The organism is Bacteroides parvus, assembly GCF_017309675.2.
Taxonomy (GTDB): domain Bacteria; phylum Bacteroidota; class Bacteroidia; order Bacteroidales; family Bacteroidaceae; genus Bacteroides; species Bacteroides uniformis.
Genome location: NZ_CP084680.1, coordinates 859,152 through 873,503 on the forward strand (window position 1 = coordinate 859,152; position 14,352 = coordinate 873,503).

11 protein-coding genes and 1 pseudogene are annotated in these 14,352 nt (G+C 46.9%); 11 read left to right on the plus strand and 1 reads right to left on the minus strand.

Features of this window, described 5'->3' with window-relative positions; genetic code table 11:
- Positions 1 to 150: 150 nt before the first annotated feature.
- The gene (locus tag JXR92_RS03410; protein ID WP_138346074.1) at positions 151 to 1,374 is read right to left on the minus strand and encodes a site-specific integrase; all 1,224 of its coding nucleotides are present in this window, start codon (positions 1,372 to 1,374) and stop codon (positions 151 to 153) included.
- A gap of 587 nt (positions 1,375 to 1,961) precedes the next feature.
- On the opposite strand from JXR92_RS03410, the gene JXR92_RS03415 reads away from it, so the two are divergent.
- From JXR92_RS03415 to JXR92_RS03465, 11 genes and pseudogenes are all read left to right on the plus strand, one after another.
- On the plus strand, positions 1,962 to 2,285 hold the full coding sequence (locus JXR92_RS03415) for a type II toxin-antitoxin system RelE/ParE family toxin (RefSeq protein WP_005798232.1): 324 nt from the start codon (positions 1,962 to 1,964) through the stop codon (positions 2,283 to 2,285).
- On the plus strand, positions 2,275 to 3,390 hold the full coding sequence (locus JXR92_RS03420) for a HigA family addiction module antitoxin (protein WP_025076463.1): 1,116 nt from the start codon (positions 2,275 to 2,277) through the stop codon (positions 3,388 to 3,390). The genes JXR92_RS03415 and JXR92_RS03420 overlap by 11 nt, the downstream gene beginning before the upstream one ends.
- A gap of 434 nt (positions 3,391 to 3,824) precedes the next feature.
- Entirely contained in the window at positions 3,825 to 4,241 is a 417-nt protein-coding gene (locus tag JXR92_RS03425) for a hypothetical protein (protein ID WP_005834337.1), read from the plus strand.
- 122 nt (positions 4,242 to 4,363) lie between these two features.
- Entirely contained in the window at positions 4,364 to 5,143 is a 780-nt protein-coding gene (locus JXR92_RS03430) for a LiaF transmembrane domain-containing protein (protein ID WP_138346076.1), read from the plus strand.
- Between the two features lie 14 nt (positions 5,144 to 5,157).
- Positions 5,158 to 5,617 (plus strand): annotated as a pseudogene (locus JXR92_RS17530) (LytR/AlgR family response regulator transcription factor); the annotation flags it as partial.
- 537 nt (positions 5,618 to 6,154) lie between these two features.
- Positions 6,155 to 6,592, plus strand: coding sequence for a LapA family protein (locus JXR92_RS03440; RefSeq protein ID WP_138346080.1), 438 nt, complete (start codon positions 6,155 to 6,157; stop codon positions 6,590 to 6,592).
- A gap of 2 nt (positions 6,593 to 6,594) precedes the next feature.
- Positions 6,595 to 7,809: a sodium ion-translocating decarboxylase subunit beta gene (locus JXR92_RS03445; RefSeq protein WP_138346082.1), complete on the plus strand. Its 1,215-nt coding sequence runs from the start codon at positions 6,595 to 6,597 to the stop codon at positions 7,807 to 7,809.
- Between the two features lie 139 nt (positions 7,810 to 7,948).
- A complete protein-coding gene (locus tag JXR92_RS03450; RefSeq protein ID WP_226791256.1) occupies positions 7,949 to 9,100 on the plus strand; it encodes a hypothetical protein in 1,152 nt (383 codons plus the stop codon).
- A 1-nt stretch (position 9,101) separates the two neighbouring features.
- Entirely contained in the window at positions 9,102 to 9,869 is a 768-nt protein-coding gene (locus JXR92_RS03455; RefSeq protein WP_138346086.1) for a M15 family metallopeptidase, read from the plus strand.
- A gap of 191 nt (positions 9,870 to 10,060) precedes the next feature.
- Positions 10,061 to 11,308 (plus strand): class I SAM-dependent methyltransferase, encoded by a 1,248-nt coding sequence (locus tag JXR92_RS03460; RefSeq protein WP_138346088.1) that lies wholly within the window; start codon positions 10,061 to 10,063, stop codon positions 11,306 to 11,308.
- Between the two features lie 273 nt (positions 11,309 to 11,581).
- The gene (locus JXR92_RS03465; protein WP_117964963.1) at positions 11,582 to 14,350 is read left to right on the plus strand and encodes a TonB-dependent receptor; all 2,769 of its coding nucleotides are present in this window, start codon (positions 11,582 to 11,584) and stop codon (positions 14,348 to 14,350) included.
- Positions 14,351 to 14,352 lie beyond the last annotated feature (2 nt).

Below are 14,352 nucleotides of genomic sequence, written 5' to 3' on the forward strand. Positions count from 1 at the left end.
CGGAATATAAAAGAAAAAGGTATTTTAACTATATTCTTAACCTGAATTAAGCTCTCGCACCGGTGATTTTGCATAAAGAAAGCCCGGTTTCCTTTATGAATAGAATTACCGGGCAGGAAAGTAAGAAGAGCCCCATATAGGCTATATAGGCTACAAAAACGAGGTCAAAAGGTTAGTGTTCTTAGCACGCTCCTCTTTCTCGAAACTCGCCAGATATGCTTCCGTAGTCCTCAAGTCGGTATGTCCTAAGGATTCACTTATATAAGAGATATTGGCTCCGCTTCGTTTCAATACGGTAGCGTATGAATGTCTTGCGGTGTATGTGGTGATATTGCCGATACCCAATTCTTCACCTATCAACTTCATACGTTTGTTGATTCGCTTGACAACATCACGTACAATCGCTTTACGCTCTATGGCTGTCTCATGCCCTTTCATATAAGGAAATATGTAATTATCGGGTAACGGTTTGTTGCCCCACTTGTCAATTATTGCCTGTAATTGGGGAGAAACAACTGCACGTATCTCTTTCCTATTCTTTGTCGTGCGCTCTGTTTTCTGTCTCACAAAACATATTTCACCGTCCACAATATCCGAGAACTTCAATTTCAGCATGTCTGTCGGATTGATACCGTTGCACAAGTAAATGAATATCCAGAGGTCTTTATATCTGTTAGTGGTTTCATTTTCACTCTTATAATCGAAAATGGCCTTCAACTGTTTCTTTGTCAATCCTTTCTTTCTTCCGATACCGGTCTTTATCTCGAACAGACCTTTTCCGAATGGGTATTGCGATTCTTTGATAACGCCGGCTCTCTTGGCTTCATTCATCAAAGTACGAATATTTCTCATGTGCATACCGATTGTAGAAATACTTCTCGTTTTCGACCAAAGTCTTTCGCATTTTTGTAACCATTCAACCGTAACAGTACTAAATGGAATATCTTTGCCGCCGACTTCCTCAACCATTACCAATGTAGTTTGATAGAACTGCATTGTCCCGATTCTTTCTTCGTTTTTCAGTTCCTCAATCTTAGCTCGTATGGCACTGTTCAGAGTATCACCGGTAGCTTTTCCCAAACGCAAATTGAGCGTATTAAAAGAGAATGTTCCTTTCTCTGCCAAAGCTTCAACATTCATACGGACTAAAGAAAAACTACTTTCAATGGCTTGTCTGATTTTCTTGCTTTCAGAAGATTTGCTATCCGGGAGTTTGTTCCATTCTTCTTTCGTCATGCAGATACCAATAGAATAATACTTGGGCTTTCTTTGATAATAAACCTTGATTTTAATAGGATATTTGCCTTCTTTGTTGGCAGTACGTGCATCAAGTACCGTAGAGACTACGATACCGTCTTTTGAAAAATTATACATGGTTTTAGTGATTACCCGCAAGCGGAATTGCTTACGATAGTCTATATATCCTCATTTGAATGGAAATATAAACGTTTTGAAACCTTTTGAATATTGGTTTTGAGTAGTTTAGACATTAGTTTCAAACGGTTTAAAACGATAATAGCAAAACATAGTATATATATTAGTCTGTAAATAAGAATTATACGCTTCGCTCATTTCAAGAACATTATTGAGAAGTATCACTAAAAGTCGGAAAAATACAGCTATCGATAAATAGATAATAAAAGTTAAACATTCAAAGCCATTGAATCCGATTCTTCAATTTTAAAGAGTTCGCATTGATTTTCAGATTATGTTTGAAGATTCCGAGCATAAAATAAACATAGAAAATAGAATAAGTGCAGCATATTAATTGAATTAAATGGTTTGCCAATCATTAACACACCAATAATTTTGAAAAGATGTTTTTCACGAAACAATATATCCTTTTTTATTGTTTATTTGAAAAACTATATCATGTAATTATCAAATTTGATAATTTATTCTATGATATATATTATCATAAAGAATAAAATACTTATCTTTGCAGAAAGATAACGAATTGCATGAATATCTATACAGAAGATGAAGCACTAATTGAGTTATTGGAAGAGGGTTGCACCAATGACAAAAGATACAAGAGACTTCCTAAGGATGTAATCAAAGGTTATATAAAAGCATATAATCATTTAAAAGCAGCCACAAGAATAGAAGATTTATTCAGAATCGGAAGTCTGCATTATGAACGATTGAAAGGTGACTTAAAAGACTTTGAATCGGTTAGATGTACCGGACGTTGGAGATTAATATTTCAAAGTTCCACAATAGACGGTTCATTGATAATTACTGAAATAGAATTAATAGAAATATCCAACCATTATGGCGACTAAAATCAAATTAAACGATTGCGTACCTTGTATAGCCATTCATCCGGGTGAAATCATTAAGGATGAATTAGATGCAAGAGAAATGAAGCAAAAAGAATTGGCTTCACTTATGAGCATGCCTACTTCCGTACTCAATGATATTATAAAGGGACGTCGTGCTGTAACTCCTGAAGTTGCTGTTTTGCTACAGGAAATTTTAGGAATAGATGCTTCATATTGGTTATCATTACAAAATCAATATGATATAGACCAAGCAAATATAAATAAGAAAATAGTAGAACGAAAAAAGAATATTGAGATATGGAAAGTAATTTCTCAATATTGTTCTGTCAAATATTTCGAGAAATTAAATGTTATTGGAACGAAAATATCAGAAAACATAAAAATAATATATTCAATTTTCGGCGTAACTTCAGTTGAAGAACTAATAGCTTCGTTTTCTTCAGAAAAGGAACTTTCTTATTTTAAGAAATCTGAATGTTTAAAGAGCGACCCAATTAACATTTTCTCATGGAAACATTTTGCTTTCTATCAAAGTTCACAAATGCCGGATGTTGCCGATTTTGATGAAAACAGTTTAGAAAGACTTGTGCAGGAATTGAATCAAATGTTTGTTGTAAACATAAACACTATTGATAAGACAAAAGAAATTCTGTCACGATATGGAATTAAATTTATTATAGTGTCTAAATTCGACAAAACACCGATTGATGGATTTTCTTTTTGGCAAGGAAAAAATCCGACCATTGTATTAACATTACGATTAAACAAAATCGATAATTATGCTTTCGCTTTATTGCATGAGATATACCATGTTTATATGCATCTTATTAACAATAGAGAACAGAAATACATTGCCATAGAAGGAGCTGAAATAAATAAATGCGAGGAAGAAGCAAACAAATTCGCCAAGTGCTCTTTAATTGGTAAAGACTTATGGAATACATTCCTCAAGCAACATTCCATGATTTCTCCACATGCAATGCAAATGAAAATAAAACAATTTGCTCATCAACATAATATCAATGAGGCTATTGTTTTAGGATTTTATCAGCATGATATTAATTTGTATTCTATTAAAAGCTCAATATCAAGAGAGATAAAATAGAATATTCAAATACATTTAGTATATTTGCAATTAATATGACCTCCCACGCTTCCCATTTGAATAGCGCACCCGGAGAGGTCTTCGAGTTTTATATAAGATGACAAGCTTCCTATTATTGATATAACCCAATATTACCGTACAAATCTAATTGCACACAATTTGCACACATCTTAGGAAAATAGAAGAAAACAAGAAATATTATTTGAAAAGGAAATATTATCTTTGGGCTTGGAAATCAAGATGTATGGATATGAAAAGATATAAAATGCAAATCGCTGAAAATCAAATATTTGCGACTCACAATCTGGAGATCCCTGGTTCAAGCCCAGGCTGGTCCACAAACAAGAGGCTCATTCTTAATAGAATAGAGCCTCTTTTAATTTTTGGACTCCGCTATACAAGCCCGGTATTTGTGTAATAAAACAACCTTCATCATGAAATACGGAGTATCTCCAAATACACTGCTCATAACTGCCGGAACCATATGGTCATTGGCAGGAGTCAATATTCTGCGTATAGGCCTGACCTGCTGGATAGATGACGGACATTATTGGCTATTCAAAGTCTGCGAAGCCAGCCTGGTATTCCTGCTATTCTTCGGCATCATTTTCCATAGGCTATACAAGAAACATACTCTCCGTATCTCACAGAAGAAAGGGAAGCACTGCCCCTTTTCCTTTTTCGACGTAAAAGGATGGATTGTCATGATAGGCATGATTGCAATGGGAATTGTAATACGTACCTGCCACCTTCTGCCCGACTCCTTCATCGCAGTGTTCTATACCGGACTTTCTCTCGCACTTCTCGGCACCGGACTACGCTTCATCTGGTATTGGTGGAGGAACAGATAACTCCGGATTCACCGATTCCCATCCGGCATTCATCGGTTTTTCTGCCGGCAATCACCCGGAAAGTATTTGGCAGCATGCAAGTTAGCCCTATCTTTGGACCATCAATCATAAAACCAGAAACAATGGAAGAAAAACAAAAATTCCCATCCCATGCAGGCTCCGGCAAAGTGCTGACCGCCTCGCTCTTTATCCTTTCAGGCCTATTGCTATTCGCACGCAATATGGGTATCATCACCAAAGAATGGTTCAATATGCTGGTTGCCTGGCACTCCTTATTTATAATAGCAGGTATCTATACCATGATACGCAAGCACTATCTGTCAGGAGGTGTCCTATTGCTGGCGGGACTCTACCTCTTGGGAAGCAAACTCATGCTATCCCCCGGCAATTTCCAAGCCATGCTGTGGCCCTTGGCCCTTATCCTCATCGGCATTTTCTTTCTCAGACATCACCATAGGAGAAACTGGACACACCAAAGGACAGTGCATCGCCGTGCCAAGATGGTACAACGGATGATGAACAAGAGAATGGGAGAGCAAGAGGAACAACAATGCCAGTCTGACGACGGATTCCTCTGCTCCAACAACTCCCTGAGTGCCGTACGCCACGTCGTACTCGACGAGCTTTTCAAGGGAGCGAACATACACACCTACTTCGGCGGTACTACCATCGACCTGCGCCACACGAACATAGCACCCGGAGAAACCTATATAGACTTGGACTGCAGTTGGGGAGGAGTGGAACTGTACATACCCGCCGACTGGCAAGTACGCATAGAATGCAGTTGCTTTTGCGGCGGATGTGAAGACAAACGCTGGCAAGGCACACCTGCCAAACAAGAATGGTGCGTACTTGTGATACGCGGAAACATATCCTTCGGAGGTCTTGAAATAAAAGATTAAGCAATGGAAGCAGGTTTATTGTAGGCACCGTCTCCATGTATAGAACGAATGTCATCGTAGCATCGCCGGCATTCTCTTCTGGCTGGTAGCTTCATGATATGCAACATAATGGTAAGAATAGCCGGAATAGCATACATCCCCTTTGCCCCCACCATTCCTTTCCGCCTCTTGTTCGGTATTCTTGCCTGGATCGCTATCCTTTTGTGGTATCATCTGCAGATTGTGGCAGACACTTAAACAGAAGATTTCACCGCCCCCGGGGCAGAAAAGGCCGCTCCCCTGCCACAAGAAGAAAGTATTGACCGGATCACGGTAAAAGACGGCTCCCGAATTCACATCATCAAAGTGGAAGACCTATTATACATCCAGGCTTGTGGGGACTACACAACCCTGGTGACACCCGACGGAGAGTACATCAAGGAACAGACCATGAAATACTTCGAGACCCATTTGCCAGCAGATAACTTTGTCCAAAATTATTTATTCCTTTACTTTGCTATGATGAAACATCTGTATTACATACTTATGTTTACTTTCCTCTGTCTGGGTTTGACTGCCATCTCCCAGGAGGAACAGCCAAACTCACGGAATACTGCCGGGAGTCCGGCCTCCGAATGCTCTTTTACCGCCTACACACAATGTGCATCGTACACAGTCACCCACCGTTCACTTTTCAATGACGAAAATACCGACTGCTGGACCAACGAAGCGTTGTGTCCGAACAGTCTATACACACATAACCACGCCTCTCCGAAATTCTTGAAGATGAGAATTCTGAAACTAGCCGGGCAACTGGAGCATCTGCTTTCCAGCCATCTGTCTGCCGGAGAGAGCGCCAACCTTTCATTCAATCCCAGTGCCCTCCGCTATTCCTGCGGATACTACATCTATGCACTGCTGCATATCCTGATTTAGACTTTATCGGACTTATTGCAAACCATTACGGGAGGTGTACTGCATGTACATCTTTCGCTTTTTTATTATCCATTTCATCACATTAATATCATAACTATGTCCGATTTATTCCTCCCCACCCTTGAGATGATGGGGCTCACTTTTGCAATCGGTTTCTTTGTGGCATTCATCATCAAACTGATAGCCAGCGCAGCCGATTCACTCGATTTCTACAGTTCCCACCAGCAGGAGTTACTCCGCCTGCGCCGCATAAAGAAGTTCCGCCAGAAGATGGAACTGATACTACACACCCCCTCCATGCACGGAAACATCTTCGGCAACGACACGCGCGAAGACTACAGCCGGGGTGTGGACCGTGAAAACGAAAAGCCTCGGGGCTATTACCACGGAGTGAGCCACGGCGTTTCCAAGAAAAACCTGGTAGATTACTTCTACCCGGAAGATACCCATATAATGTATCTGGAAGATGCCATCAGCCACCGTGACAACAAGAACAAGACTAAAAAGAACAACGACACCGAAAACAAAGACTAATCATGGAGAATATAGATTTTGCAACCTTGTTCCAAGGATTCGGAACAATGATGGAAAGCGGCTGGCTGCTCTCCTCTGCCCGTGTATTTTTAATGGCCCTGGGCCTGCTGCTCATTTACCTGGGATGGAAAGGCGTACTGGAGCCCATGGTCATGATTCCCATGGGACTGGGTATGGTCGCCATTAATTGCGGCACCCTTTTCATGCCCAACGGTACATTGGGGAATCTCTTTCTGGACCCGATGCTTTCGGATACGGACGACTTGATGAATACCATGCAGATAGACTTCCTGCAACCGGTCTACACCTTGACCTTCAGCAACGGATTGATTGCATGCTTCGTATTTATGGGTATCGGCACCCTGCTCGACGTGGGCTTCCTGCTGCAGAAACCGTTTGCCAGCATATTCCTTGCCCTATGTGCCGAATTGGGAACTTTCTTGACTGTACCCATCGCATCTGCATTGGGACTGTCCTTGAAAGAAAGCGCTTCCGTAGCCATGGTAGGAGGTGCGGACGGGCCGATGGTGCTTTTCACTTCCCTAGCCCTGGCCAAACATCTGTTTGTACCCATCACGGTAGTGGCCTATCTCTATCTGGGACTGACGTATGGCGGTTACCCCTATCTGGTGAAGCTGCTGGTGCCGAAACGCCTGCGCGCCATCAAGATGACGAGCAAGAAGCCGCCCAAAAACTATGATGCCAAAGTAAAACTGGCTTTCTCGGCTATATTGTGTGCTGTACTGTGTTTTCTGTTCCCGGTTGCCTCACCGCTGTTCTTCTCCTTATTCCTCGGAGTGGCAGTACGCGAATCGGGGATGAAGCATATCTACGATTTTGTAAGTGGTCCGCTGTTGTATGGTTCTACTTTCATGCTCGGCCTGTTGTTAGGCGTACTTTGCGACGCACATCTGCTGCTCGACCCTAAAATTCTTAAATTGTTGGTATTGGGTATGGGCGCACTGCTGCTCTCCGGTATCGGCGGAATCATTGGAGGGTACATCATGTACTTCATCAAGCGGGGCAATTACAATCCGGTCATCGGAATTGCAGCCGTGAGCTGCGTGCCTACTACGGCGAAGGTTGCCCAGAAGATAGTAAGCAAGGACAACCCCAATTCCTTCATCTTGGGAGATGCCCTGGGTGCTAATATTTCAGGAGTAATCACTTCGGCCATCATTACGGGTATCTATATTACTATAATTCCCTATCTGTAGCCTGCGTAGTGGGTTTAGGTGACGGAAAGAGGTTATGGCAATCACAATCTCTTTCTTTTTATGATACATGGGGCAAGCTGTTGCATTTCAGATAAAATCCTTTACCTTTGCCGGCAAACACATTTATCAAGATATCAGGATGAAGAAAGTACTTAAATTGGCCGGAGGATTCATGGTCGGGGCATGCATCGGCTTTGTAGGAATAATAGGTGTAAGAGTCCTGGTTTGGGGAGACTCGTTCGACGGTTTACACAGCAAGTTTGCCGAAACCGGCATGCTGGAGACAGTAGGAGTTTCCTTGTTAGCCATACTGATTCTGCTATTCTCCATCTTCCTGCAAGTACTTCTGCACGAAGGCGGGCATCTTGTCTGCGGACTGGCAACCGACTACCGCTTCGTCTCCTTCCGCATCTTCAACCTTACCTTCATACGGAAAGACGGGAAATTATGCATCAAGCGTTTCAGCCTTGCCGGAACGGGAGGCCAATGCCTGCTTACCCCACCCGAAAGGACTCTTGAAGATATCCCGACCACCTTGTACAACCTGGGTGGAGTGCTTGCCAACCTGCTGACCGCCATCCTTGCCTTCCTCCCCCTGCTGACCGTAGACGGGCTGCCTTACCTGCTGAAATTCTTCCTTCTGATTCTTTCTCTAATTGGCATTCTCCTTGCAGGGATGAACGGCATCCCCATGAAGATGGGCGGCATCGGCAATGATGCCGACAACATGCGCCTGCTTCTCAAGGACAGCAAGAGCAAGCAGGCACTGGTCACCCAGCTGCGCATCAACGCACTGGTGCAAGAGGGCATGCGTCCTAAGGACATGCCTGCCGAATGGTTCAGCCAAACGGAAGACATCAACTACAAAGATGCCCTGCAGGTCACCATAGCCTTGATGAGCGCCTCACGCCTGCTCGACTGCGAAAAATGGGAAGCCGCCTACAATGCATTCGAGAAAATAATGAGTCACCGGCACGAAGTCATCGGACTTTTGATAAAGGAAAACGCTTGCGAGCTGCTCTTCACCGCACTGGTGACAAAGAGGACCGCACGGGCAAAAGAATTATATACCGATGAGCTGGATACCTACATCCGGCAATACAAGGATGTGACCTCTTCCAAACAGCGGTTGCTCTGCGCCCTGGCGCTCTACCGGGACAAGGACACAGCAAAGGCAAAGGAGATTTACGAAGCCACCTGCCAACGGAAAAACAAATACCTGATGCAGGGAGAAGTACATTCGGACATAGCCTTGATGAAATCAATCCTTACCGCCAAGAACGCCTTGTAAGATGGAACGATATTTCTTTTACTCGTTATATCTGCTGCTTGGCTGCTCACTATACGGTTGTAGCGGAAAACAAGCGCCAAAGCAGATACAAAACCCGGGTACGGAAGCCACCATCCCGTACGCCGACACCGTAGCGGCATCCGTCCCTCCGGCTCCAGCCAAAAGCCTGACAGCCCGCTACCTGGACTCCCTCGGTTTCGTCAACATCGCCGAAGCGGACAGCAGCATCGCCATCGACTTGATGTACACCCGTGCCGACAATTTCACCGGAACCCTATTGTACGAAGACCTGAAAGAAGCCTACCTGCACCCCGATGCCATGAAAAGCCTGAAGCAGGCACAACGCCTGCTGAAAGAGCGGCGCCCCGGCTACAGCCTCATCGTCTACGACGCAGCACGCCCCTTGTCCGTACAGCAGAAGATGTGGGACGTAGTGAAAGGAACCTCCAAATACATCTATGTCTCCAACCCCTCGCGCGGCGGTGGCCTGCACAACTACGGACTGGCAGTGGACATCAGCATACTCGACGATAAAGGAACCCCTCTGCCCATGGGCACCCCGATAGACCATCTGGGCAAGGAAGCCCACATCACGGAAGAAGCCACGCTCGTGGCACAAGGCAAGCTGACGGAACAAGAACGTGAAAACCGCCTGCTGCTCCGGCAGGTAATGAAAGAAGCCGGATTCCGCCCGCTATCCAGCGAATGGTGGCACTTCAATCGCGTCGGCAGGCAGACGGCGAAGGAGCGATACCGGGTCATCCCTTAACTCTCACCCCCAGCTTGTCCGAAAACTTAATTTTGCTATCGCTTTGACGCAGATGACACGGATTTTAATCTTCTTAATCTGCGTAATCAGCGTCATCTGTGTCTGAAAAATAATCAGACAGAAAGCTACGAATTCATGCCTTACTTTGCCCTTTTTGAGATAACTTTGCATCAGAATAAATAAGCCAAGCCATGCCTTTATCCCAAGACACCCTCCGTTTCATTCGCGAGCATCGTCGCGACGACGTGCGCAGCCTTGCTTTGCAGGCACGCCGCTACCCTTCGGTAGACATGCCCGCTGCCATCACACAAATTTCCGGCTGGCAGGTTGCCAAAGAGAAAATACCCGCATGGGCGAAGAACGACGACATCCTCTACCCCGCCCACCTCTCATTGGAGCAATGCTCCTCCCAAGCAACGGCACAGTATAAAGCGGAGATCATAGCTAACCTGCTATGCACAGAACAAGAGCATCCCGCGAAGGACAGCGCCCCTGCACCAGCCGCCACTTTTACCGACCTCACCGGAGGTTTCGGCATCGACTGCTCCTTCCTCTCCTGCTGCTTCGGGCACGCCACTTACGTAGAGCGCCAGGAAGCCCTCTGCCAGATAGCCGCACACAACTTTCCTGCCCTCGGCCTAAATCACATCTCCGTCTGCCACGCAGACAGCGTCCGCCATCTGCAAGAGATGGAACCCGTAGACTGCATATTCATAGACCCTGCCCGCCGCGACGGACACGGCGGAAAGACCATAGCCATCGGCGACTGCGAACCCGATGTAGCCACCCTGGAAGACCTGCTGCTCCGGAAGGCACGGCACGTACTGATAAAACTCTCCCCCATGCTCGACCTCACCCTTGCCATGAACGATTTGAAACATGTCCGCCAGGCACACATCGTCTCCGTAGGCAACGAATGCAAGGAGCTGCTGCTCTTGCTGGGACAAGGCGGAAGCCTGCCAACAGACGACGTCCCCATCCATTGCGTCAACTTCACCTCCGCCCCGGCTCCCCAAACCCTTGTCTTCACCCGCGGGCAAGAGAAAGAGTGTGCATGCCCCTACACTCCTCAACTGAAATCGTACCTCTACGAACCGAATGCCTCCGTGCTGAAAGCCGGAGCGTTCCGCAGCCTTTCCTTATTATATAAGGTTAAAAAGCTGCATCCCAACAGCCACCTCTACACTTCGGACAGCCTCCTTCCCGACTTCCCCGGCCGCAAGTTCCGAATCTCCTCCTCCTGCGGCTTCAGCAAGAAAGAAATGAAAGAGATGTTGGCTGCCGAGAAAAAGGCGAACCTCACCGTACGCAACTTTCCCGCCACCGTTGCCGAACTGCGCAAACGGCTGAAACTGGCCGAAGGGGGAGACTCTTATCTCTTTGCCACTACCCTGGCAGACGAAAAGAAGGTACTTATCCGCTGCCAGACTACCGGATAAGACACCAAACCCTATATCTTTCCTTGCACAAGATGTACATCTCATACTGTTCGAGATGTACATCTCATGCAGTCTGAGATGTGCATCTCGTGCATCCTTAGCATTAGTCTGCCAGACGACGACAAAAAGAGATAGCGCCGAAAGAGTACTACCTCCAAGAGCTTATGTAACTTCATTGTAACCGAATCGTTACCTGTTCTTCAACTCTCTGCAAAATCCGCGTAACGGCAACCTCCTACTTTTGCGGCAGATTATTAACAGATAATAACAATTATGAAACAGATCTTGAGAGCATTCTTATTCCTGCTCTTATTCACCGCCACCGGCAATACAGCCATGGCCGACGAAAAAGCAAATGTCACGAAACAAGGAACTGTACGCGGGCGTATCATTGACGCCACTAAACAGACTCTCCCGGGCGCTTCTATCTACATCGAGAAACTACACACTGGCGTGACGAGCGACGTCAACGGCTTCTACACTTTCTCTAACCTTGACCCGGGAACCTATACAGTAAAGGTGAGCTACGTGGGCTACTCGCCCGTAGAACTGAAAATCACCATCCCCGCAGGCCGCACACTGGAGAAAGACGTCGTGCTAAACGAAGGTGTGGAGTTGCAGGAAGTGGTGGTAGGCGGCGCCTTCCAGGGACAGCGCCGTGCCATCAACTCACAGAAAAACAACATGGGGATTACGAATGTAGTCTCTGCCGACCAGGTAGGCAAGTTCCCCGACTCCAACATCGGTGACGCCCTTAAACGCATCTCCGGCATCAACGTGCAGTACGACCAAGGCGAGGCGCGCTTCGGGCAAGTACGGGGCACGAGTGCCGACCTCAGCTCCGTCACCATCAACGGCAACCGCGTTCCCTCTGCCGAAGGCGATACGCGCAACGTACAGCTCGACCTCATTCCGGCAGATATGATTCAGACCATCGAAGTAAACAAGGTGGTCACTGCGGACATGGACGGCGACGCCATCGGCGGCAGCATCAACCTCGTCACCAAGAACTCCCCCTACAAGCGCACCATTGCCGCCACTGCCGGAACCGGCTACAACTGGGTGAGCGAAAAGGCGCAACTGAACCTTGGCTTCACCTACGGCGACCGCTTCTTCAACGACAAACTCGGCTTGATTGTATCGGCCTCCTATCAGAACTCACCTTCCGGCTCCTACGACACCGAATTCGTGTGGGAGCAGGACGATGACGGCAAGACGTACGTCAACGACTACCAAATCCGCCAATACTACGTCACCCGCGAACGCCAGAGCTACTCTGCCGCACTGGACTGGGACATCGATGCCAACCACAAACTGACCTTCAAAGGCATCTTCAACAACCGCAACGACTGGGAGAATCGCTACCGCACCACGCTGAAAGACCTTGATGCCGACGGCAACGCCACCGTACGCATACAGACCAAAGCCGGTACGCCGGACAACCGCAACGCCCGCCTGGAACGCCAGCGCACCATGGACTTTGCCCTCGGCGGCGAACACCTCTTCGGCTCACTCTCCATGGACTGGCACGCCAGCTATGCCAAAGCCAGCGAAGAACGTCCCAACGAACGCTACATCGACTTCCAACTGAAGAAACAGAAGTTCGACATGGACCTGAGCGACGAACGCGAACCGTTTGCCAGCCCCAAAGCAGGCTCTACCATGACGCTGAACGATGAATTCAGCCTGAAAGAGTTGACGGAACAGCAGGAAGACATCAAGGAGCAGGACCTGAAGTTCTCCGCCAACTTCAAGCTTCCCTTCAAGAACGGCAACAAGCTGAAGTTCGGCGCAAAGGTGGTGCGCAAGACCAAGGATAAAGAAGTGGACTTCTACGAATACTCTCCTCTGAACGAGGACGCCTTCATGACGAACAGCCTGGCAAATACAGTGGACCAAACCAACAAGAACTTCATGCCCGACAACAAATACCAGGCAGGCATCTACGCTAGCAAGGAATACACCGGCTCTTTAGACTTGAACAACGCTTCCCTCTTTGAGAAAGAGCAGGTGCAGGAAGAACTTGCCGGTAACTTCGATGCCCGCGAAACCGTGACTTCCGGCTACCTCCGCTTCGACCAAAAACTGACAAAAGACGTGGAACTGATGACCGGACTCCGCATAGAGAACACCAACCTTGCCTATACGGGACGCACCTACGATGCCGACGAAGACCTCACCAGTAAGACCGACCGTCAGCGCAACAGCTACATCAACTTCCTGCCGTCGCTGCTCGCCAAGTGGAATGTAAACGATGACTTCAAAGTGCGCGGTTCGTTTACCCAAACCTTGTCACGCCCCAAATACTCGGCCCTCGTGCCCAGTGTGAATATCAAGCGTTCCGACAACGAAATCACCATCGGAAACCCGGAGCTGAAACCTACCGTCTCCTACAACTTCGACTTGAGTGCCGACTATTACTTCCGCAGCATCGGTCTGATAAGCGCCGGCATCTTCTACAAGAAGATAGACGACTTCATCGTAGACCAGGTGAGCACCAACTACGAATACCAGGGTAACACCTACACCCGCTTCACCCAACCCAAGAATGCGGGCAACGCCAACCTGGTAGGGGTAGAGTTATCCTACCAGCGCGACTTCAGCTTCATTGCTCCCGCTCTGAAATGTGTAGGTTTCTACGGAACGTACACCTACACCCACTCCCGTGTGGAAGACTTCAACTTCGAAGGCCGCGAGAATGAGAAAGACTTGAGCATGCCAGGTTCTCCGGAGCATACCGCAAACGCTTCCCTATACTTTGAGAAAGGCGGCCTGAACCTGCGTCTGAGCTATAACTTCGCTTCCGACTTCATCGACGAAATGGGAGAAAGCACCTTCTACGACCGCTACTACGACAAAGTGAACTATATGGACGTAAACGCGAGCTATACCTTCGGAAAGAAATTCAAGACTACCTTCTACGCCGAAGCCAACAACCTGCTGAACCAGCCACTACGCTACTACCAGGGCACGAAAGACCGTACCATGCAGGCAGAATACTACGGCGTGAAAGTGAATGCAGGAGTGAAGATTAATTTTTAATG

Coding starts and splice junctions, on each gene's coding strand:
- JXR92_RS03410 (WP_138346074.1), bottom strand. CDS start 1,374: ATGTATAATTTTTCAAAAGACGGTATCGTAGTCTCTACGGTACTTGAT.
- JXR92_RS03415 (WP_005798232.1), top strand. CDS start 1,962: ATGAATATCTATACAGAAGATGAAGCACTAATTGAGTTATTGGAAGAG.
- JXR92_RS03420 (WP_025076463.1), top strand. CDS start 2,275: ATGGCGACTAAAATCAAATTAAACGATTGCGTACCTTGTATAGCCATT.
- JXR92_RS03425 (WP_005834337.1), top strand. CDS start 3,825: ATGAAATACGGAGTATCTCCAAATACACTGCTCATAACTGCCGGAACC.
- JXR92_RS03430 (WP_138346076.1), top strand. CDS start 4,364: ATGGAAGAAAAACAAAAATTCCCATCCCATGCAGGCTCCGGCAAAGTG.
- JXR92_RS03440 (WP_138346080.1), top strand. CDS start 6,155: ATGTCCGATTTATTCCTCCCCACCCTTGAGATGATGGGGCTCACTTTT.
- JXR92_RS03445 (WP_138346082.1), top strand. CDS start 6,595: ATGGAGAATATAGATTTTGCAACCTTGTTCCAAGGATTCGGAACAATG.
- JXR92_RS03450 (WP_226791256.1), top strand. CDS start 7,949: ATGAAGAAAGTACTTAAATTGGCCGGAGGATTCATGGTCGGGGCATGC.
- JXR92_RS03455 (WP_138346086.1), top strand. CDS start 9,102: ATGGAACGATATTTCTTTTACTCGTTATATCTGCTGCTTGGCTGCTCA.
- JXR92_RS03460 (WP_138346088.1), top strand. CDS start 10,061: ATGCCTTTATCCCAAGACACCCTCCGTTTCATTCGCGAGCATCGTCGC.
- JXR92_RS03465 (WP_117964963.1), top strand. CDS start 11,582: ATGAAACAGATCTTGAGAGCATTCTTATTCCTGCTCTTATTCACCGCC.